The organism is Polaromonas potterensis (assembly GCF_033446725.1).
GTDB lineage: Bacteria > Pseudomonadota > Gammaproteobacteria > Burkholderiales > Burkholderiaceae_C > Polaromonas.
In genome coordinates this window covers 24,216-50,556 of sequence record NZ_JAWQLX010000008.1, presented here as the reverse complement: position 1 = coordinate 50,556, position 26,341 = coordinate 24,216, and the positions used below count along the sequence as shown (strand labels likewise).

General features: G+C 58.7%; 18 protein-coding genes. 5 read left to right on the top strand and 13 right to left on the bottom strand.

All coding sequences use genetic code 11. From position 1 onward, the window contains the following. Window positions 1–345 precede the first annotated feature (345 nt). From R6254_RS14945 to R6254_RS14910, 8 genes are all read right to left on the bottom strand, one after another. Window positions 346–1,194, bottom strand: coding sequence for a DUF7281 domain-containing protein (locus tag R6254_RS14945; RefSeq protein ID WP_318407952.1), 849 nt, complete (start codon window positions 1,192–1,194; stop codon window positions 346–348). After that, window positions 1,194–2,426, bottom strand: coding sequence for a hypothetical protein (locus R6254_RS14940; protein WP_318407950.1), 1,233 nt, complete (start codon window positions 2,424–2,426; stop codon window positions 1,194–1,196). Before R6254_RS14940 ends, R6254_RS14945 begins: the two co-directional genes overlap by 1 nt. Then, window positions 2,423–3,082, bottom strand: coding sequence for a hypothetical protein (locus tag R6254_RS14935; protein ID WP_318407949.1), 660 nt, complete (start codon window positions 3,080–3,082; stop codon window positions 2,423–2,425). Before R6254_RS14935 ends, R6254_RS14940 begins: the two co-directional genes overlap by 4 nt. Further along, window positions 3,079–6,768 (bottom strand): ATP-binding protein, encoded by a 3,690-nt coding sequence (locus R6254_RS14930; RefSeq protein ID WP_318407948.1) that lies wholly within the window; start codon window positions 6,766–6,768, stop codon window positions 3,079–3,081. Before R6254_RS14930 ends, R6254_RS14935 begins: the two co-directional genes overlap by 4 nt. A 599-nt stretch (window positions 6,769–7,367) precedes the next feature. After that, complete coding sequence (locus R6254_RS14925) at window positions 7,368–8,648, bottom strand: type II toxin-antitoxin system HipA family toxin (protein ID WP_318407946.1); 1,281 nt, start codon at window positions 8,646–8,648, stop codon at window positions 7,368–7,370. Between the two features lie 25 nt (window positions 8,649–8,673). After that, window positions 8,674–8,988 (bottom strand): helix-turn-helix domain-containing protein, encoded by a 315-nt coding sequence (locus R6254_RS14920; RefSeq protein WP_318407945.1) that lies wholly within the window; start codon window positions 8,986–8,988, stop codon window positions 8,674–8,676. 398 nt (window positions 8,989–9,386) lie between these two features. Further along, window positions 9,387–11,393 (bottom strand): hypothetical protein, encoded by a 2,007-nt coding sequence (locus tag R6254_RS14915; protein ID WP_318407944.1) that lies wholly within the window; start codon window positions 11,391–11,393, stop codon window positions 9,387–9,389. A gap of 712 nt (window positions 11,394–12,105) precedes the next feature. Next, on the bottom strand, window positions 12,106–13,002 hold the full coding sequence (locus tag R6254_RS14910) for a helix-turn-helix transcriptional regulator (protein WP_318407943.1): 897 nt from the start codon (window positions 13,000–13,002) through the stop codon (window positions 12,106–12,108). A gap of 91 nt (window positions 13,003–13,093) precedes the next feature. Here R6254_RS14910 and R6254_RS14905 point away from each other — a divergent pair, with 91 nt between their 5' ends. Then, complete coding sequence (locus tag R6254_RS14905; RefSeq protein ID WP_318407942.1) at window positions 13,094–15,727, top strand: PD-(D/E)XK nuclease family protein; 2,634 nt, start codon at window positions 13,094–13,096, stop codon at window positions 15,725–15,727. Then, window positions 15,724–18,918, top strand: coding sequence for a UvrD-helicase domain-containing protein (locus R6254_RS14900; RefSeq protein WP_318407940.1), 3,195 nt, complete (start codon window positions 15,724–15,726; stop codon window positions 18,916–18,918). Before R6254_RS14905 ends, R6254_RS14900 begins: the two co-directional genes overlap by 4 nt. 492 nt (window positions 18,919–19,410) lie before the next feature. Here R6254_RS14900 and R6254_RS14895 read toward each other — a convergent pair whose 3' ends face one another. The 5 genes from R6254_RS14895 to R6254_RS14875 are packed head-to-tail and all read right to left on the bottom strand — an operon-like array spanning window position 19,411 to window position 21,852. Beyond that, window positions 19,411–19,878 (bottom strand): ubiquitination-like system serine protease family protein, encoded by a 468-nt coding sequence (locus tag R6254_RS14895; RefSeq protein WP_318407939.1) that lies wholly within the window; start codon window positions 19,876–19,878, stop codon window positions 19,411–19,413. Then, the gene (locus R6254_RS14890) at window positions 19,875–21,077 is read right to left on the bottom strand and encodes a ThiF family adenylyltransferase (RefSeq protein WP_318407937.1); all 1,203 of its coding nucleotides are present in this window, start codon (window positions 21,075–21,077) and stop codon (window positions 19,875–19,877) included. Before R6254_RS14890 ends, R6254_RS14895 begins: the two co-directional genes overlap by 4 nt. Continuing rightward, the gene (locus R6254_RS14885; RefSeq protein ID WP_318407936.1) at window positions 21,052–21,315 is read right to left on the bottom strand and encodes a multiubiquitin domain-containing protein; all 264 of its coding nucleotides are present in this window, start codon (window positions 21,313–21,315) and stop codon (window positions 21,052–21,054) included. Before R6254_RS14885 ends, R6254_RS14890 begins: the two co-directional genes overlap by 26 nt. Window positions 21,316–21,349: 34 nt before the next feature. Further along, window positions 21,350–21,667 carry a hypothetical protein gene (locus tag R6254_RS14880; RefSeq protein ID WP_318407934.1) on the bottom strand — a complete coding sequence of 106 codons (318 nt, stop codon included), beginning with the start codon at window positions 21,665–21,667 and terminating at the stop codon, window positions 21,350–21,352. 8 nt (window positions 21,668–21,675) lie between these two features. After that, on the bottom strand, window positions 21,676–21,852 hold the full coding sequence (locus tag R6254_RS14875; RefSeq protein ID WP_318407932.1) for a hypothetical protein: 177 nt from the start codon (window positions 21,850–21,852) through the stop codon (window positions 21,676–21,678). Window positions 21,853–21,954: 102 nt separating this feature from the next. Between R6254_RS14875 and R6254_RS14870 the strand changes: the two genes are divergently transcribed. From R6254_RS14870 to mcrC, 3 genes are all read left to right on the top strand, one after another. Next, window positions 21,955–22,878: a WYL domain-containing transcriptional regulator gene (locus tag R6254_RS14870; protein WP_318407930.1), complete on the top strand. Its 924-nt coding sequence runs from the start codon at window positions 21,955–21,957 to the stop codon at window positions 22,876–22,878. A 292-nt stretch (window positions 22,879–23,170) separates the two neighbouring features. Continuing rightward, window positions 23,171–24,997: an AAA family ATPase gene (locus R6254_RS14865; protein WP_318407928.1), complete on the top strand. Its 1,827-nt coding sequence runs from the start codon at window positions 23,171–23,173 to the stop codon at window positions 24,995–24,997. A gap of 4 nt (window positions 24,998–25,001) precedes the next feature. Further along, window positions 25,002–26,072 carry a 5-methylcytosine-specific restriction endonuclease system specificity protein McrC gene (gene mcrC, locus R6254_RS14860; protein WP_318407926.1) on the top strand — a complete coding sequence of 357 codons (1,071 nt, stop codon included), beginning with the start codon at window positions 25,002–25,004 and terminating at the stop codon, window positions 26,070–26,072. Window positions 26,073–26,341: the final 269 nt, after the last annotated feature.

The following is a 26,341-nucleotide window of genomic DNA, read 5'->3' as shown; positions in this document are numbered from 1 at the left end:
TCAAAGAAGCTCGTCGAAGTGCTCATTGGAGCAGTTTTGGAGCAGAAATACGCCCCCGTCCAATTGCCGCGGGAGGACATGGGCGCGTGGCTCCAGCCGTCGCGCCAAAAACCTGACCTCCAGTCACTGGGAACAATAGGCCGCACCAAAGGCACCAAATGCCTGCTTCACTTCAGGAACTGCGGCAATCCGCAGGCTGACCCTGACGCGTGGCTGCATCCGTATCAGGCTAGTTTGACGGAGCTTTCCGCCATCTTGGAAGATGGATGGTTTGGTCAGTGTCTCGTCACAGGGGAACGCCCCCTGTTCTTGGTCAGCTGCCTAAGGCCCATATCCACCAGCAGTTCACACCACAAAATTCCCACCACCGTCAGCGCGAAACATTCGCTCTTGAGTCACCGCACTCCGCAGACGCTTCATCAACTGCCAGAGAACTATGATGTCTGCGTGCACCGCCTCGTCAAGCACCTTTCCAAAGGAGGCGACTTGACTGTCAAACAATTGACGACCACGGGGGGTGTTGGCAGCCTGCTGCAGCCACGCCTGCGAAGGCAGGACGACGCGCTCAAGCCGGCCTACCGGTAGCGAGTTCGCCATCACCAACCCTGCTGGGTCAAAGTCAAAGAACCCCCAAATCAGCTCCTGGCGACACTTGATGACTTCTGCAGCGTCCTTGTTCGGCAGCTCTACATCACCCCGGTAGATGGCGAGTACATCCAGTCCGTGACGGTCAATCCAGGCGTAGGATTCCAGTGCGCGAAAGGTCTCGAGGTTCTCGACCACCAGGAGGCGCTGACATACAACCCGCTGGGCATGCTCCGGTGTCAGGACGATGTATGAACCCTCCGGTGAATACAGAACGTGTCCGTCAAGCACACAGCGGCCAAGACACTTGACGGCCACCGATTTCGAGTGTGGCGCGACGCTGAGGCTCTTCTCAGACATCCCACCATATACGGCGGAGTCCGCCCGCGTGGCATAAGGTCCCATGGCTACGACAGGCAGGTTGTGAGCGCGCAACAAGCGCTCCGCCGTCTCGTAATGGCCACCTCGATACTCGACCAGGCTCCCAATTGAGACGCCCAAGCTGTAGTGGTCGCAGAAGAACCGCGCGGCGTCTCCGGCACGTCTGGATGGAGGGCGCTCGCTCACAAGACGCTGCAAGAAGGTCACCTGAACCGTCGAGAAAGACATCAGACCACCAGCGTTAATGCGCAGCGCACTTCGATGTCATGGAACTGCTCGTTGATGGGAAACGGGTCCAGGTCAACGTTTTGCAAGAACTCGACCTGGAAGCCGCTTCCCTTGAGCTGCAGGCATGCAAACATCAGCCACGCCTCGTCGGTCACGTCGGTCAGCTCCGTGCGGTGATGTTTCCAGGAAAGGAGTGAGAGCGGCCCGGTAGCCGATGCCGCGTGAATTGCGAGCTCTCGCAGCGCGACCTGCTGCGGGTCGACCACTTCTTGCACCTCGGTGTCGTCTTCCAGAAGGAGTTGCGGGCCGGGGTTTGTTTCTGCCGTACTCACCGTCGGCTTGTTCGGCATCTTGGCTACGGCAGCGAGCAGCCCCTCCCTGGTTGCCGGCTCCATGTCGGTGGCGTCCGGTTGCGGCCGTAGCTCGAGGCCGTCTGGCCTGAATAGCGCAACGTCCGTCTTCTCGTCAACCGCTAGCTCCCATCCGTCGGAAGTTTTGTTCCTTGCCAGCCACAAGGCGAAGCGTGACAGGCGCTTCAGGCGCACCTCCATCAGCTTCGCCTCGAACAGGCGTTTGCTAATGACGGCCTGTGCATCCTTGATTTGCGACGTCCACTGCAGACGCCGCGCCGCCAGCCGGCGAATGACGAGTTGCCGTACCTGGGGCAATCCGGCAGCGATGGCTTCATCGGCGACTAAGTCGACGAAAACGTCGATGGCCTCGACGTCCTGCAGAAACAGCTTCACCTGTTGAGCGTAATACCTGTTTTGCCGAAGCTTGGAACTCAGGTCATCGACATTGCCGTATTGGGTCGAAATGAGAGAATGCAGCAGGGTCAGGTTGTGCTCAATGGAGTAGGCCATTTCGACAATTGATTCGTCCAGCGCTGCGTGCAGACGACCAACATCCCTGGTCGCTCCGACCAGCTTCAGTCGGCGCAGCTCTCTCCACTGTTCCCGGGCTTGTTGCATGGTTCCAGAAACGCGCCGCAGGGCCTGGAACGCCTGATAACTTGAGAAGTAGTCGGCCATGAACTCCCGCAGACGCGGGTTCAGCCGGTAGCTGTCCTCGTCGTAGGGCTTCAGAACGCTCAGGCCAAAAAGTGCCTCAATGCCGGCATTGCGCTGTTTTTCACCGCCGGAGACTGACCCCTCGAACGCTTCTGCGACCAAGTCGGCGTGCTTCGAAAGTGCTCCCAGGAGACGCTGGACTTGGTCGCCACGCTCACTCACTTGCCAGGCTCCTCGCCAGCATTGGCTTCGTCGACCAGGTCGTCTTGAACCTCTTCGCGGTCGTCGACCTCCGTGTCCGGTACCACCTTGTTCTCATCGAGGAACTGCAGCACGGCATAGAGCTGCTCAATCTTCCCGGTCACCTGGTACGCGCCCGTGTCCTTGTTGGCCAGCACCACGTATCCGTCGCGGGCGAGATGGTCCAGCAGCCGTCTGAGATTCTCGTGGTTGGTGTTGCGCATCGCCGCGTTGGTGATGACGCTCAGCAGCCCCTTCAGCTGTGTCTCCAGCATACTGGATTGAGACACCGCGGCCTCCAGTTGGTACAGCACGATGTACTCCCCCGGGCTCAGTTGCACCCGCCCGGCATCCGCCTGTCGAATAAAGTCCAATAGCAGCACGGCCGGACCGTACTCATCCCGAAATTTGAGCAGCTCGTTCTTGACTTGCGTGATTTCCTTCGGTCCTATGTAATCGTGCGCGAGAAAGAAGGCGCCCTCATCGCCCAGGCGCGCCAGTCGCATGCCGAGGCTCAACAGCCATGCGTCAACGTCTTCGCGCTCAGAGGCGTCGTCGAGCAGTTGGAACTCAGTCCGATACCTGACCGGACAGATGTATTCCCCCGCCAGAAGCAGCTTTAGTACCTTTGCGTTCATGGCAGTACCTCCTGGGTGGCAGATTGCGGCGCCATGGAGCTCACTTGCGCGCCCAGCGGGCTGTACTCACGAACACGCCCCCGGTCCTCGAACAGGTAGCGCTGCGAGAACATGGCTTGCTGGGCGGGGCCAAGTTCCGGCGATGCCGTTACTACGTCGATTCGGTTGTCTTGCAGCATACGCATCAGCGCCAGGAAGTTCTTCGGGTCGAATTTTCCGACCTCGTCGGTGACCCACGGCACATGGACAGGTTCTGCGCCACGAATAGTGTTCAAAAGTGCCGTCATCAGGGTGATAAGGATGAGTGACGTGAGGCCCTCAGAGGAGATGTTCTCCAGTTCGCTCGCGCGCTTGAACTCCTTACGTTGGCCATTGTCGGTGACACTCCCATTTAGCGTGATGTGGGACGACAAGTTGACCTCGACGCTGCCGTCTATGCTGAGGACGCTGACGAAGTCGCCCAAAGCCCGCGCAGTTTCGTCGGGTGGAAGCTCCCGCGTGAAGTCCTTTCCAAACTCGTTCGCGTGTTGGCGCACGATGTCGTCCATGCGTGCCAGCTTCTTGTAGAAGCCGAGATTCTCGAAGTTGGTGATGATGTCAAGGCGTAGGTCCTTGATGCGCTCGAAGCACCGAACTTCGGTTAGCCCATCCTGCAGCCTGCGGTTGAAGGCGGCAACCTCCTTCTCGAAGGATTGAATCGCCTTCTGGAAGGCCCCAATGTTAGCCAAAAGCGTCTTCAGCGTGATGTTGACGTCATTGGCAATCTGCGGACCAATGAGCTTGTAGCAGGTGCACAGTTCAGCGGCGCGAGCGATGCCGCTGCCCTCCGAGAGACGCAGCAGGCTGGCCTCGACCAGCTCTCTCACGGCGTTGTCCTTGGCCGTCAGGGCCTGGCGCAGGGTCGAGAACTGCTGCTTGATGTTCGCTTCTACTTTGTCAAGCATGGCCTGGTCGGCTCGAACCAGGCCCCGCAATTCCTTCGCGGCCGTTTTGGTGTCAATGACCGATTGCCCGGTAGCCTGGTAGTCACCAAACTCGTCATCCAGGCCCATGAGGACCTCGAGCTCGTCGTCGACTTCGGCCAAGCGTTTGTTCTTGGCGCTCAGCGCCGCCTCGTATTCCGTGGTCGCCTTCTGCGCTCTCGCATCGAACTCGGTGAGCTCCGCCGCACACAGGCGCGAGGCCTCCTGGGTTTGCTGAGCGGTCTTCTTCAGGGCACCCACGCGCGAAGAACCGCCGGCGGCAACCCAATCACGCCAGCGATTCACCATCGGCGCCCTCTCCTCGCGGTCCACGACCTCCTGGGTAACCCTGGCGGCCTCCGACTTGAGGGCATCCAGGCGCTTGACGTCCACGCCAGCAGAGGTGAGGTGTTCAGCGAGTTGTGCGGCGAAGCCTTCCAGCGTTGCCTTCAGCTCGGTGCCGAGCCGGGCGATGCTCGCATTGATGGCTGCGATGGCCTCATCTTGCAGCCGCTTGGCCTCAGCGCGCTGGATGTCGTTGGCCTTCTTGATGCCGCCCAGTTCGTCTGCAAGTTGCACCTGCAGGTTGCGTTGCTGCAGCTTTATTGCGTCGATATCAACCTTCAAGCGGGCGAGCTCTGAAGCCGCCTGTGTGACAGCGTCACGCTTCTCGGTCTGGACCCTGAGCTTGGCTGTGGCCAAGGTCGTCTTGAGTGTTTCGGTCTGTCCGCCTAGTACGCCGAGCCCAGCCTGCGCGATGCCCATGGCCTGTTCGGCCTCCTTGAGGGCTTGCCCCTTGCCCGTCAACGAGTCCTGCACGCTGAGCAAATGTGCCTGCGCGCCCCCCTCACGCGCCACGGCCGCCTCTACGGCCTTCTTTGCGAGCGCGTCATCAACCCAATCCGGCGACGCGATAACGCCCGTGCTGAGCTGCCAGCCGTAAATCGTCTGAGCCGCATCCTCTACCGCGGCAGGGTTGAGGTCGTCTCGCTCGAGCAGCGCCGGATTGATGACCTTGGCCAGCGTACGCTTCCAGGCGTCGTCTCCATGCCCGCGCAGCGCCGCAAGGAGCGTTCCTGGGTTGGGGGTCAGCAGCAGGCGAACGCCCTCGAGCGAGGCTGTTGCCGACGCGCACTCCGCCTTTGCGTCTCTGATGGCCTGTTCCTGGTCGGAGAAGGCCTGCCTTGCGGCCAGCACGGCCGCCTCCGCTCGCGAATGCTCCTGGTCGGCCTTGCCCTTGGCCTCGAGATGCGCGCTTAGCCAGTCGTTCGCCTGCTCCGCGTCCTTCAGTGCCGCCTCCGACGCAGCCGGGGAACCCTTGCGCAGTTCCCACATGCCCCGCTGCTCAACGAGAGGTTCTAGCGTTTCTTCGAGTTGCTGCCGCCTCTCTGCTTGCAGGACGCCCGCTTCTTTTTTTGACGCATCTTCAGCCACAAAAATCTGCGCAAGGGTGTACTCGAGTCGGTCCCGGTGAGGTTGCTTTTCTTGCTCGAGCGCGAGGCTTCGTTCGGTCGTTTTGGTGCGAACCTCATGCGCCATGGCGGCGTACTTGGCAGTCGCTTCCGCATGCGCCGATTCAGCCGCGGCCACTTGCTTGTCGATTGTCTGCCTGTTCAATCGCAGACTGGGCAAGTCCTGGACCTGAGTTTCCCAGTGCGCCGCGCGCTGGTCCTCAAAGTAACTCGCTTGAGTTGCCTGTTCATCGTAGTCACTCTTCGCAGTGCTTGCCGCCGTCCCTGCCCGCGAAGCTGCGTGCGCCAATGTGGCGCGCTCCAGCGCTAGAGCTTCCACGGTCTGCACCCTGGCTGCGACCATGACCTCGATTGCCTTGGAAAGCTCGGTCCGCTCCGCCACGCGAGCAGTGCGGACCGCTGCCACGTCTGCGCGACGAGCCCGGAACCGCGCCTCTGCCGCGCGATGGTCCTTCAAATCGTCTTCCAGTTCCGCAATGCGCGGAGCCAGCTTAAATGCATCAGCGCAGGCGTCACGGTTCTTCAGCCAGCGCTCAATGGGGCCCTTGCCCTGCTTGAATGTCAACTTGGCGCGCTCGGAACCGTGCCCCAGGTCTTGCTGGACCAAGCCAATAGCGACCTGGACGATATCTGCGAAGTTGATGTGTTTCTTGACCATCGCCGCCACGAGGCGGTCCAGGTTGTCCAGCTGTTTAGGTCCGAACGACCACTCGAGGCTGTAGCGTCGCAGCCGTTCCTTCTCCTTGGACGTGGCGGGCGTTCTGAGAATGACCGCCCGGTACTCGGAGGTCGACAGTTTGCTGGTGGTCTGGATGCCGAACGCGGTTGCTTTTAACTGGGTTTCGTCGTCATCCAAGAAGCGTCCGTCGTCGACGAACAATTCCTTGCGGAACCCACAGCGATAAAGCCGATAAACGGGGACGTCTGGGTCATCGTTCCGTCGGCGAATCACCACCAACCGGATATCGTCTTCGCTGTCCGAGCCGCGCTGGTACTCGAAGGCAACGGCGCTGGCGTCCGTGGGGAGAACGAAGCGCACCATGGGCTCTTGACCTTGGCCCGTCGACACGATTTGGCTCGGCAAGTGCCCGAAGAACAGCGGCAGGATGCGTAGCGTCGTTGTCTTGCCAACGCCGTTGTCCCCTAGAACGGCAGCGCCTCCCCGCGGGTCGATAGCGGTGATGCGGCCACTAGGCACGTGCATATTTGTGCCGGCGTTGACAAGCACCATGCGGCGCAGTTGGTATTTCATCGTCCGTCCCTACGTGTCACTTCTGCTATTTTGTGTTCGTCAAGCACGCTCGCATGTTTATTCAAGAGTGAAGGTTCATTTGAAGGTCGCCGAGCACTGATTTAGCTTATGCGGCATCGCCTTGACTGCTTGAAAAAATTGCCATCTTAGAGCTAATTGCACTGGCTGCCAGCGCCCGGGTGGACGTCCTACCTGAGTTGAGAACGGCTACTCCGAACTATGGGCAACACCAGTGCTATTTGGACTGTAGGGCCCGAAGCGGACGTTTAACCTTCGCCATAGCGGATGCTACATCCCTCAAAAGAAAGGGCTATGGTGAACTACCCTCCCTACCTGGTGGGCCCTCAGATGGTTATCCGGCGCTCTGTCGGCGGAACCCCATCAAAGCGGACAGTCGAGTTGGACTTCATGGAAAGACTGCTGGCGTCGGGCAACCGCTGCAATTCGGTGACGAAGGGGATGGTGGCGACTGGCAGCAAGAGACCTGAAAGCGGAAGTTCCTCAAACTCACCTCGACGGCAGAAACGGGCCCGAAGCCGACCTACGGCCCGAGCAGACGCGGAAATTGGAAAACGTATGGCTTGGCCATTCCTGGGTCATCAGACCGCAAAAACGGAGCTCATCATCTTGACCTCAACACTGGAGAGTTCAAGCTTTGCGGCCCGGTCTTTCCATGTGGCCACGACTTTAGTGACCTCATCAACGATAGCCTGTGCGGCGGCCGCGCTGAGGCGGTAGTAGCCTGCCGTGGCCACCAAGGTCTGGAGGGTGGGCGCCGCGGACTTACCGTCCCACGTCAGCGAGTGGTCGCTCTTGGCGGGGTTGGGGTTTATGTCGAAAGCGGGGGAAAGCCGCCAGCCCGTGGGCGTCAGAAAAAAACCATGGTTGCGCAGATGGTCGTCCCGGTTTCCCACCAAGAGATTGAAGACAGCGCGCCTGAACAATTGGTGCATGTCCTCGGTCAATCCTGCACCGCCGTAGGTCTCAATCGCCTCGAGAATGTGAAGGTAGCTTCCCCCCTCCTGGCCATCGCGGCGCTCGAGCAAGGTCATCGCCGATGCATACATCCGGCGCCCTTGGTCGCCGCCCGGCATGGTGGCCTGGCGGTCGAATCGGCTGACGCAGTAGGTGTAGTACCGGTCGCTCAAGAGCACTCGAGTGGCCTTGGGCATCACGATGCCAGCATCGTGAGCCAGGAGGTAGGCCAGGTATTCCCAGCTTCCCCAATCGTACTGGTCGTTGTGCCCAGGAAACTTGGCCAGCCAGAGCGTGCCGTCCTGCAGGGTAAAGGTGGCCTTGGGTCGCGCGCCCCCCAGCGACGAGCCGGGGGCGATGAGCATGGCCAACCACTTTTCGTACTCGGGCATTGCCTCAGGGCGGGGGCCGTCGAGCTTCCTGGCGACCTCGGCCAGCTCACGCAGGTCGGTCGCGGGGGGCGCTGGCATTTGGCTGTTATCGAGGAACGGCTCTTTAGGGCCACGCCGGAATCGAAGGGCACCGGCTCGGGTGAAGTCATTCACGCCGAGCATGTAGAACAGGTCGTTCGTTTTCACCATGAGCCGCTTTTCTTTTTCGGCGGCATTTGCCTCGCGTCGTTCCATCAGCACCCGGCCCCAGCGGTCCGGTGCGCAGTCAGAAAAAACGCCAAACCCCTTGCCGTCCGCAGAGTGCTGCTCGCCTGCGTACAGCGGCAGCCGTGGGTCTATCGGCACGGCCGCTGGGGCCTCAAGCCATGCCTGCGTGTACTCAAAGGAGGGAGCGAGGTCGACCCGTTCGGCAGCGGGAAACAAGTTCCCGATGTGCATGGCTGGGCTGAGCTCCGGGGCGTCCAGGTGAACCTCCAGCCCGGGGCGGTTCGCGCGTGCGTTTTTCGTAGCCATCGGGTTCCTTCAGGGTTCTTTAGGGTCACGGGCCGTTCACGCGTCCCCGGGTGCGCAGGGAAGCTGAATCCTGCAACTTCCTGCCCAGGATGTCATCGCTCGCCACATTGTTGACGTCGCCCTCCAGGCCCAACACGCGCAGCGCCTTCAGGTACGTTCCGAGCGCGACCGCAGGGTCGCCAGCCTCTAGCCGCGCCAAGGTGTTGCGAGAGATGCCCACGCGTTCGGCGAAGAGCGTCGCCGGGAGGTCGCGCCGGCAACGGGCGAGCTCGATACGTTGGCCGAGGCCTGTGGCGAGCTTCGTCAAGGACAGCGAGAGGGGGTGTTGAGTGCGTGGCATAAGTGCTCCATACTTACAACAAAAGTGGTGTTTTCTGTTCATTGTATAGAGAGTCGTGTTTTTCTGCTCAACCCACGAGATTCATATCTTGAGCGATTATCGGGTGATTGCTCAAGATATGAGACGTACATTGACTGCATCGAGGCAGATGTCCTGTCGTAGCCGTCTGTAGCCCTGCGAAACGCGTCACTGGCCGCCGCTTGCATTTCAAGGTTGACCACCACCCAGAAACTTCTTTGACCAACGGTGCTCTGCTATACCAAGATGACCACGGTCGGTACTCGACGACAAAAAAGTAGACACCCAGAAATCTGGATGTCTTCTTGATGGGATTTCGAAATTAACTTAGTCGATTTTTTGCGGGCTAAGAATTATTTCTCATGAAAGCCACCAACCCATTACAAACCTTTGGCATTTCTCACCCCATTGAGGTAGTCGGCATATTTCGTGAATGCCATGTCTTTTTTCAGATGGGCATAGTTTTTCATAATGACGTCAATCGTGTCATTCAGAAGCAAAGAAACCGTGGCGAAATCATTCGGATGTGTATTGAGCCAATCCGTCGCTACCAAGTGGCGGAATGCGTGTGGGGAAATCCCTCCGCATTCCGGAATAAGGCGGCGTGTAAGCATCAAAACATGTCTATTCATTGACTCAAAGCGCTTTCCGTTACGGCATAGAAAGAAGAATCCAGGGTCCGTTTTTTCCTTCAAAAGGCGTGGACGAAAATCACGGACATAGTCGTCGAACATCGACTGAAGCCAAGTTGGGACTGCGACATCGTACGTATCCCGACCAACACGACTCTTATTCTTGAACATGTCTCCAGGAATTCTGATTCGCCAGGCGCCAGTTGGGTCCATGTACACATTTCCAGAATTATCTGTTTTGTACGTGAGGGAAATAATATTCTTCGCACGCAGTGGATTCGAGGTCAGAAACCCAAGCAAAAGTTCATTACGGCGATGGAGCGCTTCTTGCACTCCATGGTTGCTCCGGTTTGCTTCCAAGCGGAGCCTATTCATCGCATTCATCACCGGCTCCAGCGCACATTGGTGCCCGAAGAAATACTGAAGCGGTGCCGCTGTATCCCGAGACTGCCCTGTAGAGTCTGATTTCCACGCCGACGCTAATTTTGCTGTCTCCGCACACATTTCATCCCAGGTCCATCCGTCAAGCACGTGTTTTGGTAAGGTCAGTGCAAATTCTGGCTGTTGAGTCAAATATCCATGGACGCAATGGACCATCGCACTGACGCAACTGGAAAATATCCGTTGTGTACCATGTTTCAAACCGTCCGAACGGACCGTGATGAATTCTAGGAAACGCTCAACCGCATCTGGCACGGCCAGCCATGCCAGATTCTGAGCATCGTCATCGTTCAGGCCGTATCCGTTGCGTGCTGGGTCTAGGCGCAGGAAACCGATGAAGCGTGACAATATATTCCACCAAAAATCAGCGGTTGCAGAAACCATATTGCCTTGAGCGTTCAGAATCGATGGCGAGGATGTTGCCTTATCGCTTGGGGCCAACGTCCAGCGCCCTTTGGCGTGTCGATTCAATCCCCTAGGTGCGCCCGCAGCCGTTTTATAGCGAAATAATTTTGACCACTGAGCCAATAACAAGGGAGTTACTTCGGAAGGTTGGAGGCAGTACTTTTCCTTCGTAATCTTGCTGAGACGGACGCGAAAACTGTCAGATGGCACGTAGGTTCGACCTTTGATGTCGGTCAACGCCAAGTTAACTAGTTCTCCATTCGGAATCGACAAAAACGTTTCGAGTTTTTTGAGATTTCCCAATGACCGTACGCTCGGATGCGCGCCGCGCATCCACCGCAGCATGGCCGAGGTAGAGGTACTTGATGCTTTTGCTGCTGCCTTGGGCTTCAGGCCGCGGGCTTGCAGGGCCTCACGCAGTCTTTGATGAAAAGGGGTTGCGACGGCCGCCGGCGTTTTGGAAGACCGAAGTTCTCGGCCGCGTACTGGTATATCCGCGGACATACCGAACTGTTCGAAGGAAGTCCTCCAAGTGTTGAGTAGTCCCCGCCGGTCGCTTATCGTACGCGCGGAAATATCGACCAGAGATTTCAGGTAACGTGCCGTGGCAGAAGTGAAATCCGTAGTCAGCTCCGAGCCGACGGTAGATGTCTCGTGTTTGCCCAGGAAGCTCAGGAAACTTTTGAGCGTCGAACGGTGATTTCGAACGATTTGTTCGATATTTTTAGAGGTTGAATCAGTAATGAGTGATGTGCAATGGTATTGAATCAGCTGTGCATATGTGGTGGACATGGAAGAGTTTTGACGTCCCCATTCGACTTTTTGATTGAGCCAATTTCCGTTAGGTGATTCCGTTATCGAATAACGGATGTTCTGTAGGCGATTGATTTCAAAGGAATAATTTGACATTCACAGACTTACGGTTTTGAAGACCGTGGGCCTGATGTCAGTTATTTTCAAATCGAACGTTGAGGTCTAGAGAGTTAGTGGTCTCTCATATAGGTATGCGAATCAAATGGCCCGACTCGTCGTTCACCTATGCAATCAGGCTGGGCGAGATGTCGGTGCTGTACAGCTCCTCCAAGCGATTCGACCTTGGGTGGCCTAAAGCGAGGGTTGACTTGGTTGTCGTTCACTGCAGGAGTTGACGGGTCAAGGTCTGGAGTTGCTCAACCTCGCCAGTGGTCAGCTTTCCGAAGGAGATGAGCAACCGCGGTCTCGATGGCTAGAGACCTTGAACCTCGTTGTGGCGCTAGCAGCCATCACGCTCATGCGCAGGAGCCGGTCGTCCAAGGCGTCTGAGAGGGCGAGCCAATGCGGAATGACTTTTCTGATAAATCAACCAGCATTGACCTTGCCGGTATAGTCATTCCGCCGGGTTCACAGGGAAGGGCAACCTCTCCCGCCCCTGCCCCTGCCCCTGCCCCTGCCCCTGCCCCTGCCCGTCACCCTACTCCTTGGCAGAGACATTTCTATAAAGCGGTCACAGGCGGCCCAATGCCTTGGGGCTGTGCTGCTTTAGCCGACGCTTGCAGCGCGCACAACGATTTGGTTTGAGGTCGAGGACACCTGCCAGCAATGTCGACGGCCCAAGGTTTAGCCGTCGCCCTGCCTCTAGCCGTCAGGCACTGGACTTGGGGAGAAACTTCATCACGGCCGCCCTGTTGCGCAAGACAATCTGCTGTAACTGTGGGTTGTTGCCGGCGACTTCGAGCAGCCCCAGCCTCTTGAGCGCGTAGAACAGAACGGCCTGCCGACACTCAAGAACTAGTTCTCCGTCGGTCATGCCGTAGTCGAGCTCAATGACGCGACGCGTCGCCTTTGGAAGACGCGAGTTTGGCGCCAGCACAAGACTCACCACTTGATGCCAGGCCGCATCGTCCGCGCCGTCGGTACCGGGCTCCTCCGCAACCTCGACCTCCAGCATTCGTGCCATCACAAAGTCGCGGAACTCGTGACGCATGTGGCAGAACGCGCGAACGTGCCAGCGGAAGCCATCGAACGCGACCCCATGCGGTGAGAGGATGCGTTCCGCGGGCTCAGCCTTGGCCATCGACTGGTAGACGACCTTCAGGCAAACGCCGTGGCGAATCGCAGTGAGCACCGCGACCACAACCGTCGGGTCGAGGTGTCGAGCTGGGGAAGGCACGGTGACCGTGGGAGGCGCCCACCCCAGGAAGCTGAGCTCTGCCGGCAATATGCCCGCAGTGCGAGCCAAGAGCTCGTTGAGATACCGGTGAGGCTCGTTGATGGGATAGAGTGGCTTGAAATCAGACCCAACCAGGTAGCCGCGCGTCTTGAGGTCGTAGGCGGCGTTTTCGGGTGCGCGCTCTAGGTACTTCTTGATATCAAGGGTCGCCTGCGGCACCGAGATTCCGAAGAACGAGGTGAGGTCGCGCCTATTGATTCGGCCCTCCCAGCGCAATCGGAAGTCCAGGAATTCCAGGCGGCGGTCTTGGCTCCAGCGCGGAGCGGGCTTGCCCAAGCCGCCGTCGGCAGGGGGCGTTTCTGCGCTCATGACCTCACTGTAGCAAAAGACTAGTTTTTATTCGAATAGTTTTTACGCTAACATGATTTTTATTCGGTCAGGCAAGACTTGGAGGCATCGAATGAGGATGAACGTCAATTTTGGATTGCGGCTGGATGAGCGGCAGGGCCCCTCAAGCCACGACTACTTCATGGCGCCGGTCGTCGGCCGCCAGGGCTTTCTTGGATTGTTGGAGACCTACCTTGGCCTCTCCGGCCCGGAGACGCCCCATGCCGAGCGCGTCGCCGCGTACCTTGGCTTCCTGAGCCAGGCTGAGGTGGACGGCAAGAGGCGCTTCTATTCGAAGTCGTTGGAGGCCGACAGTGTAGGCTCGGCAGCCCGGCTCCTCGAGTGGCGCGATGAGTGGTACCTCGGAGGCTGGGACGGAACCGCGCTTCCAAATTCGCCGCGCAAGTTGCAGGACCTGGCCGCAGTGGAAACACTCGCCGCAGGCGAACTGGCGCCAGGTGAGGGCGAGCGCCTCGTCGCGGTAGCCAACGCCCTGCGCGCCGGCAACCGCATTCCTGTGGCTAGCGTGCAGCTCGTAGACGACCTGAACCTCTTCCCCGCTGCCTGGCAGGCCGTCCTTGCACTCATGGAGGTCCGACCCGCGCCGGAACTTACCCCCGCTGCTCCTGGGGACCTCGGGCGTCTTCAGAAGCACGTCTTGGCAGCAGTCGACGCCGGCCGCGCTGGTGACAAGTTGGTGCTCGAGGGCGACGGCTCCGTCGAGGTCGTGCAGGCGCGCTCGTGCGAAATGGCCGAGCACTGGCTGAGCGCAATCTGCCGCGCCAAGCCAGCGGACCGCCTCATCCTGTGCGAAGACGGCGGCGACGCTCTGGACGCAACGCTCATGGCCACAGGCGTGCCAGCGTGTGGGTTCGGCGCTTCCAGCGACCTGCGGCCGGCACTGCAGGCAATGGGCCTCGCACTCGAGACCTGCTGGACGCCCATCGGCGTGCCGCGCCTCGTCGAATTCCTGGTGCATCCCATTGGCCCCTTCACGGCGAAGGCTCGGCGACCTCTTGCCAGGGCTCTCGCCGCTCAACCTGGCATCGGAAGCGAAAGCTGGGTCGCGACGAAGGAGTCGCTGAAGGAATTGGAGAACGCGAAGGAGGTCCTTGGGGATGTGGCCTTCTGGTTTGAGGGTGAGCGTTGGGACCGTGGAGCCGGCGCGCCAATTGCCACGCTGGGCGCTCGAGCTGACCGGGTCTACCAGGAACTCAAGCGTCTCGCCGGCGCCGCGGATGCTGACAAGCTGGGTGTGGGGCCAGCGATTCACCAGTGCAAAGCGGTGCTCGCCAGCCTGGAGGAATTCCAGCGGCAGGGTGTGGCCACGTTGACTCCGCGCGAAATCGAGCAGCTACTAAGCCAGGCGACGCCGAGCGGCGCCATTAACCCCTATGCGGATTCGCAAGCCGGCTGCTTGAAGTCCGCCGTGGTTGCCGCGGTGTGTTCGCCCGAAGAGGCGGACGAGGTCTTCTGGTGGATGCCGTCGACGCCCGTGCTGCCCGCACCTCATCCGTGGTCTGCGCAGGAACTGGCAGGGCTCGCTGCGGCAGGAGTGCGGCTGCGCGACCCGGCCGCTGAACTGGTTGCGCTCTCGCGCCAGTGGCTGCGCCCACTCTTCGCCGCAAGGTATCGGTTCGTGCTCGTGTTGCCTCCACCCGGTCAGGAGGAGCATCCGGCTTGGCAGCTCATCAAGCAAATCGTCCCTGTGGTCAAAGTCGTCAGCATCGACGAAGCACTTCCTGATGCCCACACGAAAGACGAGCTGGCTGGCGCCGTCAAGGCGGTGGAATTGTTTACAGCGGAGCGCTACATCGAGTTGGGAATCCCTCTCGAGAGCCGGCGCGAGAAACACGCCTTCACGAATCTGAACGACTTTTTCCACAACCCCGCGTTGGCCGTGCTGAAGGATGTGGCGACCCTACGTACCGGAACCGTGCTCGAAGCATCCGACGGCAGCAGGCTCCGCGGAACGCTTGCGCACCGAGTGGTCGAGAAGCTCTTCCAGCAGGACGGTGCCCTGACTTGGACGTCCGAGCAAGCACTAGCCTGGTTCGACGCAATGATTGACCCGCTGCTTGAGGCGGAAGCTGCACCTCTTCTGGTGCTGGGCGCATCTGTCGAGCTCCACCGGTTCAAACGGATGTGCCGCCGTGCAGCATGCGTCCTGCTCGCCCACCTGCAGAAGGCCGGTGTGACCAAGGTGCAGACCGAGCTCGAACTCGAGGGAACCTTCGCCGGCGAGCCTTTCACTGCGAAGATGGACATGCTGGCGCATCTGCCGAATGGGCAGACCGCGCTGCTCGACCTCAAGCTCAGTTGGGCGAGCGGCTACCGCAAGATTTTGGCCGAGGGGCGCCACCTGCAGCTCGCGCTCTACGCCGGCGTCGTTCGCGAAAACCTCGGAGCACTGCCGGCCACCGTTGGCTACTTCATCTTCGAAAGTGCAGACCTGCTGGTCACGCAAGGCAACATCTTCAGCACCGCGGAGGTGAGGGCGCCGGCCGCATCGCTTCTTGAGCTGCTCGAGATGGCCGTGGCCACCTGGAAGTGGCGGCAAGGCCAATGGGCTGAGGGCAAGGTCGAGTGGGTCGACGGGCGCTTCGGGAAGCTCAAGACGCTCGGTGGCCCAGAAGGCACGTTGCCACTCGAGGAAGTGGGTCGCTACGACAGCGACCATCTCGCACTGTTGGGAGGTTGGGAATGAATCCAGTTGAATTCGTCAGCGCTGGCGCTGGAAGCGGAAAGACCTACCGGCTCACGCAAATCGTGTCGGACGCACTGGCCGACTGCAGCGCACGTCCACAGGGCATCCTGGCCACCACCTTCACCATCAAAGCCGCGGCCGAGCTCCGCGAGCGGGCGCGCGCGAAGCTTCTGGAGAGTGGTCGCGTCGACCTCGCCTCAGCCGTGGGCCAGGCCCGCATCGGCACGGTGAACAGCGTTTGCGGAGAACTACTTTCCCGGTTCTGCTTCGAGGTGGGTATGTCGCCCGACCAGGTCGTCCTGAACAAGCCCCAAGCCGACCAGTTGCTGATGGCGACGCTCGCCGGCACCCTGGACGATGCCGACCGCGCCGAGCTGATGGTGCTCAACCGGCACTTCGCCTTCAAGGACCACGAATGGGCGAAGCCCGTTTCCGCCATCGTTGATGCCGCACGAGAGAATGTGATTTCTGGTGATGCGCTGCGCGCGATGGGCCAGGCCAACGCGGACGCCATGCTGGCGAACTGGCCGGCCCCTGTGGAGGGCGTGGACTACGAGAAGGCCGTCGTGGCCGCGCTGGGTGTGGCGGCCGACGCCATTCAGGTGCGCATCAATGAGCTGTTGGCGGCCAACAAGACCCCCTTCAAGTACATGGTGACTGACATCGACGACCTGCGCAGTCGCCAGCGGCAGTTTGAGTCAGGGGATTGGTCCTGGCAGACCTGGGCAAGTACCGCCACGCTCAAGGAGGGCGGCGCGAAGTTGGCGGACCTCTTCCCGCAAGTGCGCGAGGCGGCCACGGTGCACGAGAGGCACCCGCAGTTCCACGCGGACGTGCGACGCTACCTCACGCTGGTCTTCAACCTGGCAGCAGATGCGCTCGAGGCCTACGCACAGGTGAAGCTCGCACGAGGCGCGCTCGACTTCGCAGACCAGGGCGTCCTTCTGCTCAGGATGCTGCGCGAAAGCGATGAGGCGCGCCAGGCACTCACCGACGAGCTCGACCTGGTGGTCGTCGACGAGTTTCAGGACACGAATCCGTTGCAGCTCGCAATCTTCGTGGAGCTGGCGAAGCTCGCGAAGCGCTCCGTGTGGGTGGGGGACCCGAAACAGGCCATCTATGCCTTCCGCGGCACGGACCCGACCCTCATCGAGCGCATCGTCGAATCCATCGAAGGATGGGGCGGCAAGCTTGGAGAGCCGCTTACTACGTCGCGGCGGTCCACGCCGGGCCTCGTCTCGCTCGCCAATGCGGTATTCGAGAACGCGTTTACTCCAGTGCCCCCAGATACGGTGCGTCTGACGCCATCGCGGGAAGACATTGGCGGCAAGCATGTCTCGCTGCACAACTGGTTATTCGAGAGCCGCTACCCGACGACTGACCATGTGGGTCTTGGCATCGCAGTGACGGAGCTATTGGCTGGCGGCCACCAGGTGATGGACAAGAAAACGGAGGTTCTGCGCCCATTGGTCGTCGGCGACATCGCCATCCTTTGCCGCTACAACACCGAGGTCGCAACGACCGTCGCATCGCTGTCGCGGTGTGGCATTCCGTCGGCCAGTGGTCGGCCAGGTCTGCTCTCGACGCCGGAGGCGATGTTCGTCATGGCATGCCTGCGCCGGCTGCAGGACCCAACGGATACCGTCGCAAGTGCGCTTATCGTCTCCCTGAGCAACGGGTCGGACCACGCTGAATGGCTGAACAATAGGCTGAAGTTCCTGGCTGCGGAGGGCAAGGCACATCAGTGGTTAGCGACCGGCGAGACTGCGCACGCTGTGCTCGGCCGGCTCGAGGAACTCCGACCGTGTTTGCGCGCGCTGACGCCTTCCGAGGCGCTGCGCTTGGCCAAGGCCGAGTCGCACATCGCCGAACTGGCAACTCGCTGGTCCAGCAGCGCACAGGAGGCCCGCATGCGCATCGCGAACGTCGAGGCACTGGTGGCGCTGGCCAGCACCTACGAGAACGAGTGCGTGTCAGCACGTCAGCCGGCGACCGTGGGCGGCCTGCTCCAGTGGATGCGTAAGTTGGCAGTCGATGAGCTGGACTTTCGCGCCGTGGCGGCGGAAGGTGCGGTCAGCGTTCTGACGCACCATTCCGCCAAGGGGCTGGAGTGGCCGGTCGTGGTGCTTACGGGCTTGGGAACCGGCGCGCGAACGTCGCTCTGGAACGTGCGCGCCCGCACGAACGGCGCCTTTGACGCAGAGCAGCCGCTGCACAATCGGTTCGTGCACTACTGGCCATTCCCTTATGGCTCCTGCAACTCGCCACCGGCCGCGGCCGCTGGCGAAGAATCAGAGTTCGGCAAGGCCATGATGCAAGCCGGTCGTGATGAGAACTTGCGGCTTCTCTACGTGAGTATGACGCGGGCTCGCGACGCCATCGTGCTCGCCTCGACCACTCGAAAGAACGCGTTCTCTTGGCTCGATGAAGTTGGCGCCACGGACCTCCTCGTTGGCAATACAGGCGCCGTGGCGCTCCTCGACGGAACGACCATCGCACGCTCGAGTCGCAGCTGGACCAAGGACGAGTCGGAGGCCTGGCCGGAGCCTGTCGAAATGCAAGACCTCAGCTGGTACAAAAAGGGCCAAGTCGTACCGCCGCGGCCTCTTTGGTCACAGCCCAGTGCGACCAAAGGCGGCGTCTACAGCCAGGCGGAGCTCGATGTGGTGGGGGAGAGGATTGCTATCAATGCTGCTGTCGACATGGAGCAGCTTGGCCAGGCCTTGCATCTGTGCATCGCGAAGGCCGGCGCGCACGGAACCATTGCGGTGGCCGACGTCGACGCAATCCTCGTTCGCTGGGGCGTTGCTGGTGCTGTGACCGCCGAGGCGGTGGCTGCCCAGCTGCAAGCGTTCCGGGGGTGGCTCGACGCGCGCTGGCCAGGCTGTCCGGTGTACGTGGAGGTACCGGTGGAGGTTCGGCTGGACGATGGGGTGCGACTTCGTGGTCGCATCGATTTCCTGGTCGACACGCCGGAGGGGTGGATTCTGCTTGACCACAAGGCGAACCCTCGCGGCGTGGCGCGCGACGAGGCGCTCATCCAGAAGCATGGGCAGCAGCTCGACTCCTATGCGGACGCGTTAGTGCGCGCGACTGGGCGCGAGGTCCTGCAAAAGTGGCTGTTTCTGCCGGTGGCGGCGCAGGCGGTGCGCGTGGAGCAGGTGGTCGCTCAAGTGCTTGCGGTCGCCTGACGCGTCGAGCTTGAAATGCACATTCCAACAAACTACGGGCGCATCGTGTGCTCCCTGTCCGAAGTGGCTGCCCTGCCGACTGAGGCTTTCCAAAGTCCTGCAACGCTTCGGGCCCGGGCGTAAGCAGTTATGAGCGCAACAAGGCACTCAGAGGTTGTACTAAGCTTCGTCGTGCCGTGGATGCGGCGCAAGCTTCCAACTTGGGTTGGGGTTGGCGATGTCGAGCCCCATGAGCTTCTGCCATGGGCGCGCCCTGGAGACCTGACGACAACCGTCCGCGGTGAGCTTCGTACGGAAATCGTCAAGCTCTTGCGCGCCAAGCCGCAGGAACTCTGGAACAAGGTTGCCTACGCAGCAATGTCCGGCGATGAGCGATGGCAATGTTGCTTTCGGGCCCGAATCGCGACGTGCCGCGGCCGGCTACAGTCGGCCAACAGCGGTCATCGAACTCGTGGCTCCAAAAAATTCCAGCGATAAATAACTCTTTCGAGTTTAGCGCCCGGTTAACCACTTAATCACTGCGTCAAAAACCTTTGAAAGCCCAAACTGTTGGCCTTGTTTTGCGGTCGACTGCTCAGTCTTCGCGGGTGGAGTCACTCCTTCTTTGAGTTCGTTTATTTTTTCGATGTATCTTGCTTTGTCAATCCGGTCTTTCTCCTGGACTTGCGCGACTTTTCTAGCGGTCATTGAGCCTGCCCACTGAACAAGATTTCTCCGAATCCAGTAGTGCGAGCGGCAGGCGTAGTTCCAGTTCCCTATGGAGGGATTGAGGCTAATCAGGTCACCATCTCTGCGTATCTGCCACTCCACTGGGGACAAGGGCGTGACCACCTCTTCACCACACCCACAGGCACACTTATGCGAAGCGGTTTTGTACCGTTCGCTGATGTACAGCACACCCTCGTCCAGCTTGTCAGGGATGAACTCGGTGAACTGAGGTCGAAATTTTTGGACTCTCATGGGTTTGAAGGCGGACCCTGAACATCGCGGGCCAAGGACATTGAGTTGACCGAGAAGGTTGTATTGTGCGGATTGAAGTCATCTGCATAAAACCCAAAGAACTGCTTCCACTTCATCACAGCCAGTTGGGCGTTAAGGGCATTCATGTCTGCGACCTGAATGTTCTGGCGATAGAGGACATCTTCCTCCGCTTCATCCATTGGGACATACTCTGCAAAATGTCCAGCTTGCGCCGGGGTGCTCAACGTGACTCGGCAGGTGCCGATGAGTTTATGCGTGTCTTGCACCAACTGGATATTCATCCCCACATCCACGAACGGCATTCCGAGAGACTTAAGATGCCGGCTCAGCATAGCTCGCGCCTTACCGCTATCCACGCACACAAAGACGAAGTCAAATCCTGTCAACTCAACCAGGTTCGACTCTGTCAGGTAGTAGGGGTGGCTCACAATACCCCGATGCATCGCGTCATACATGCTCTGGAAATACTCAGATTTCGGCATACGCTGGGCGAGGTCGTCCAGTTTGGCTGCACCTGGAGACCGAAATGCATTGTGTTGCAGGAATTCGTCACCGTCGAACAAGTGAATTTCTGTCACTGGAGTTTTAGCTACCTGGTCCAAGACATACGACCCCGTGCCGCCTAGGCCGATGATGGCGACCCGCCCAAGCCCGAGGCGCGAGGATGTCATCATGATTTCCGCCCGCGCCGATGCGGTGTCGGCGTATCGAAAAACTGACGAGCCTTCTTCAGTTTCAATTACTTGCCCTGTGCGCGCGTCGGCTGTAGGGTCGATTACCTTTGCCTGGTCTTGCAGGATGGTGATGTAGTGGGCCATCTTGGAATAGTGGTCTGAAAAGTTCGAAAAGCCATCAGGCTTATTGGAGAAGCGGTGTTGGATGGTGCACCCCTTAAACAACTCCTGCCGATTGTCCTCATTTTGAATGTGTCCAATTCGCTCGCCGCTGGCAAAGCAAGGGTACTGACCAGTCCACCACACCTGGTGATTGTCAGGTGGAAGGACAGCGCCAGCATTTTCAATGAAGGTGCAGACCAAGGTCCCGCGTTTCAGTACCTTGTCGTTTGCGACATAGGGTACCGAATGCACCAGCAGGTGCTGCTGTCGAACCTCGACTTCAAAGCCTTCGTCGAGAAGGTTTTGAAGGCTGTGATTAAGACCGGTTGGTTTTGACGACATTGAAGCTCATGCCTTCCTTGACGTGGGTGTCTTGACCCGGGGCCAGTGTTCCGTCTTTGCCGTGCAGGTTGGCATAGGCGACCGTGTACAGGATGTCGAACGGGCCTTCAGGGAAGGCCAATCGGACAACTTGTTCGTAGGAAATGCTGTTTTCGGTCACGGTGCGTTGTTTGCCGTTGACGACGATGTCGTAGCTTTTGTTGTGGCCGGGGGCCTCAGAAGAATTTCCGTTGGACATTTTTAGCTCCAGGGTTGTGAGTGGATACGGTTGCTTAATAGCGGCTGAGAAGTTTTTCAAACTTCCTGCCTTCAAGGGTCAGTGCCATCCCTACAAGTCCCAAGACGATGTAGAGAGCAAAGGCTTCAGATGCCTCAGGCACCCACCAGGTTGGAATACCCGGAAGCAATGCAGTCAGACTGGTCTCATTTGCACTGCCACTGAGTCGCTGCGCCTGGCTGATAACCACGTGCACTGCTTGCGCCATGATTCCAGCGATAAGCGCAAACGAGCACACGTTGAAGATGAGTCTGCCAAGTTGGCCGATACGGCGTGGGTGCGTGAAAAAATATTCGACGATGCGGTCAAACATGGGACCTCCTACTTTTTCTCGCGGCGAACACCCTTGAAGAGTGTCGTGTCCGTCGTCTTTACGTCCATGAAACGGCCCGTCTCCTTGTCGCGCTTGACCCAGTTACCTGCCGGTGTCTGGGTTTGGCTACGCTGTTTGACAGCTCCGATGCGATGCCCGTCGCCGGGCGGGTTGTTTTTAGCCATTATGGCCTCCATTGATAATCTATATGCACAGCTTATGTCATCAAAATGAGTGTGTCAACTAATTTTTTCGAGTCATTGTTGGCATCAAGATATGATTGCCACATGGCCGAAAATAAATATTCCGAGCAACTGAGCAAGCTCTCCCATGCACAGCTTGAGCGTCTTTTGCACATTGACTTCCGCCTGTACTTTCTTGGGGAGTTGCGACGAGCAGACCTAACGGAAAGGTTTGGAACTGGTCCAGCGGGTGCGACCAGGGACATCGCCCTGTACAAAGAGCTGGTTCCCGACAATCTGAACTTCGTAGGGGCCGCCAAGGTATATGTGCCCAGCCAGGCATTTCAGCCGTTGTTCGAACATATGCCTCAACGAGTTTTGTCAGCGCTATCCCAGGGGTTTGGGGAAGGCATCGACGCCGAACTCAAACCGTTGATTCGGTGCGAATTCCCGACGTCACTTAGTCAGCCAAAAATGTCGGTCTTGGCACCAATCACAAGGGCCATTCACCGTGGGAAAGCTGCCCGCCTTGCGTACGTATCGAATAGCAGCGGGGCCACAGAGCGAGAGCTTGTTCCCCTGGCATTGGTGGACACCGGCATCCGCTGGCACGTACGAGCGTTCGACCGAAAGTCGCGTGAATTTCGAGATTTCGTCCTCACCCGCATGAGTGCCACCACAGTGCTCGAGACAAGTGAAGTGCTCCCCGAGGAAAAGGCAGAAAACGATGCTCAGTGGAGTCGAATCATTGATTTGGAGCTGGTGCCGCACCCGTCGCATGAACGGCCAGAAGTGATTGCGCTGGACCATGACATGACTGATGACGTGCTTCACGTCAAAGTCAGGGCCGCGAATGCGGGCTACATGCTGCGGCGCTGGAGTGTTGACTGTTCTCCAGACCATAGCTTGCAGGGCAAGGAGTACATGCTTTGGCTGCGTGACCCTTTGGCCTTGTACGGCGCGGAGAGTGCTTTACTTGCCCCTGGTTATACCGACCCCCGTACAAATCAAAGTTTCAAATCAACCTAAAGCTGGAGCGGTGCCTTGCCTGCTTGCGGCCAGTTTCAGTCGTTCGTGAATGACGGCTTTAGTGTCTTGAGATTGGCCAGCTTGCTCGTTTAAGTACCAGTAACAAAACTGCCTCTTCTGGCTGAAAGCGGTCGCACATATCTTTAAAGTACCGGCGACAAAAAAGCCGGTTGTTCGCAGACAGTCAATTGTTACGATATTTGGTGCCATAAATCGGTCGCTCGGCGGCACTCCATACCCCAGCCCATAACAACAAATTCACAGCCTGGTCAAACGAGGGAGAACATCCACCATGTCCGTATTTCACGCCAAGATTGAGGGCGTTCCGCAGTTTGTCAGTTACTTTGCCCCCGTACATAGGGCCATGCAGCAACTGGGTGGGCAAGCCACCCCCAAACAGGTGTATGCCCACATTGCCCTGCACGAAGGGCTGGCGCCAGAAGATTTAGCGCAAGTCAACCAAAACGGCCGCCCCACTTTTGAAAACCGCGCGGCTTGGGCGCGTTTTTATATGACCAAGGCAGGCTGGATGTACGCACCCAAGCACGGCGTATGGGCGTTAACGGAACAAGGCAAACAAGCCACTGAAATCACCGAAGCCCAAGCGGTGGCCATGTTTAATAACGTGGCGACACAGCTCAAAGGGCATGAGGAAGAAGTGGAAGCCCCTGAAGACCATGTGCAGCCGGACAGCACGCAATACTGGTTTGTAGGCGCCATGTGGGGCGATGGCGAGGGGGACCAAACTCCCCGCTTTTTGCAGGAGGGCATTTGGCAGAACGGCTATGAAGACAAGTTTGCCGAGCAAGTGCGCGCCATGAAGCCCGGTGACCGCATTGCCATCAAGGCTGCGTTTGCGCGCAAGCATGGCACACCTTTTGACAACAAGGGGCAAACGGTCGCCGCCATGAAAATCAAGGCCACCGGCACGGTGACCCATAACCACGGTGACGGTCGCACTGTGGATGTGGCCTGGGAACCGCTGACCAAGACGCGCGAGTGGTACTTTTATACCTACCGTGCCACCATCACCCGAGCACGGGTGGAAGACGAAGTGCTCGCACGCCGCTTGGTGGCCTTCACATTTGACGGCGCGCAGCAAGACTATGCGTTTTTTATGGCCCAGCCGTACTGGCGTGACCGGTTTATGGCAACTGATGACGCGGCACTGGATGGGAATACTTCGAGCGATGGGCCAGAAGCAATCGATGAAATAGAGCAAGTACCACCGATGGCCGTGTATGGCGTGACCGACCTCGTGTCTGAGGGCTGTTTTGTGCCGGAGGCAGAGCTACATCGGATACTCAAGCGCTGGACAGAAAAGAAGAACCTGATTTTGCAAGGCCCACCGGGTACCGGTAAAACTTGGCTGGCCAAGCGCTTGGCCAAGGCGTTGATTGGGCAAAAAAACATACCAGACGAGCAGTTGCGCGTAGTGCAGTTCCACCCAGCCCTTTCGTACGAAGACTTTGTACGTGGTTACCGACCTAGTGGCGACGGACGCTTGACGCTAACGGACGGGCTGTTTTTGCAGGTAGTGCAGGCGGCTATTGCACAGCCAGATGTGGAGCATGTGCTCATCATTGAAGAAATAAATCGGGGCAACCCAGCCCAGGTGCTGGGTGAGATGCTGACTCTGCTGGAGAGCAGCAAGCGTTCACGTGCAGAAGCGATGGAGCTGGCCTATTCGAAGTCACGCGGTGAGAAGGTGTATGTGCCAGAAAACCTGTATGTGATCGGCACCATGAATGTGGCCGACCGTTCGTTGGCGCTAGTGGATTTGGCCCTGCGTCGCCGCTTTGCCTTCGTGAATTTAGCCCCAAGCCTGAATAGTGCTTGGCAGCAATGGTGCAGTGACAAAGGCATGGATACGGCGTCCATTGCGCATATCCAAGCGAGGATGGCAGCGTTGAACCAAGAGATTGCTGCAGACCGCGCTTTGGGTGCTCAGTTTCAAGTTGGCCATTCGTATGTCACACCGCATGAACCTATGGCTAATCCGCAGGCATGGTTTGAAGAAGTAGTGCACTCAGAAATCGGGCCGCTGCTGCATGAATACTGGTTTGACACACCAGAGCGAGCAAATGAAGCGATTGCGCTCCTGTTGAAGCAGGACTGAGTGCATGGCAGCGACGATTCCACTGCGCAATATCTGGCTGCTGTTTTTGTACGCAGCGGACCTCGTTCGCTTCAAAGATGTTGTCAGCGTGGAAAAAGAGGCTGCACGAGACTTGCCCGAACTGTTGGCTCGGCTGCTAGTGCGGGTGGTGCAACAACGGTTGCACCGTAATCTGAGCCGGGGCTATCAAACCCAGCATGCAGTGCTTTCGCGCGTGCGAGGGCGTATCGATGTACTGACCACGGCTTCAAGACAGTTGTTGGAGCAAGGCCGCGTGGCTTGCCGTTTTCAAGAGCACACAATGGATACGCCGCGCAACCGGTTGGTGCGTGCAGCGCTGGATTACTTGGCAGTGGCAGTGGATGCGCCCGATGTGGTGCGTGAGTGCCGTGCACTTTCACAACTGCTGGGGCGCTTGGGCGTTTCGAGCCAGAAGCCTTCGCGCGCAGCCCTGGCGACGGACCAAATCAGCCGCAATGAAACAGCAGATTTGCTGATGGTGAGTTTAGCCAATATGGTATTTGAAGCCGTCATCCCTAGCGAGCTGACAGGACGAACCCATGCTGTGGAAGTCGACGCTGATGTGCATTTGGTGCGCCGCTTGTTTGAAAAGGCCGTGGCCAATGCCTTGCGAATCCAATTGCAACCGCAGGGATGGCGAGTGCAGCGCGGTCGCAAGTTGAGCTGGCCTGTCGTGCAAGCGTCCGATGGCATCATGGAGCATTTGCCCGGTATGCAAACTGACATTGAACTGGTGCACTCAGTCCAAAAGCGCAAGCTGGTGATTGACACCAAGTTTACGCACATATTTACGGAAACCCAGTACAAGTCAGAGGTGCTGCGCAGCGGTTATCTGTACCAGCTTTATGCCTACTTGCACACCCAATCGGCGCAATTGCAGGCCCAAGGCATAGAGCACAGCGAAGGCATGCTGCTGCACCCGCTTTGTGGCCAGGCGCTGGATGCCTACGTTGATATCCAAGGGCATCGCATGCGGTTTAAGACGATTGATTTGATGAGTTCGGCCGGAGAGTTTGAGAGGCAGCTCCTGAGCATTGCAAGCGGAGCAGTTTGAGCTGTCGAGCTTTGCAGTGCGGGATTGAGTCAGACCCTCGTCACCAGACCAGCGCGTTGTTGAGTTTGGTTGGCTTCGAATTCAGCATACAGAAACCAACCTGCTTGGCTAATCGCGGTTAGTCATTGGCAAATGTTATTGGTCAGTGTGCTTCTTCAAACGCTCAGCCGCAGATTTGAGAGAAAAATGCTCTTGATTCTCCGTAACTACTCTATGGAATGCCTCGCTCGCCTTGCTGAGCAAGGGGACCTGCCGCGTGCGCACGCCTT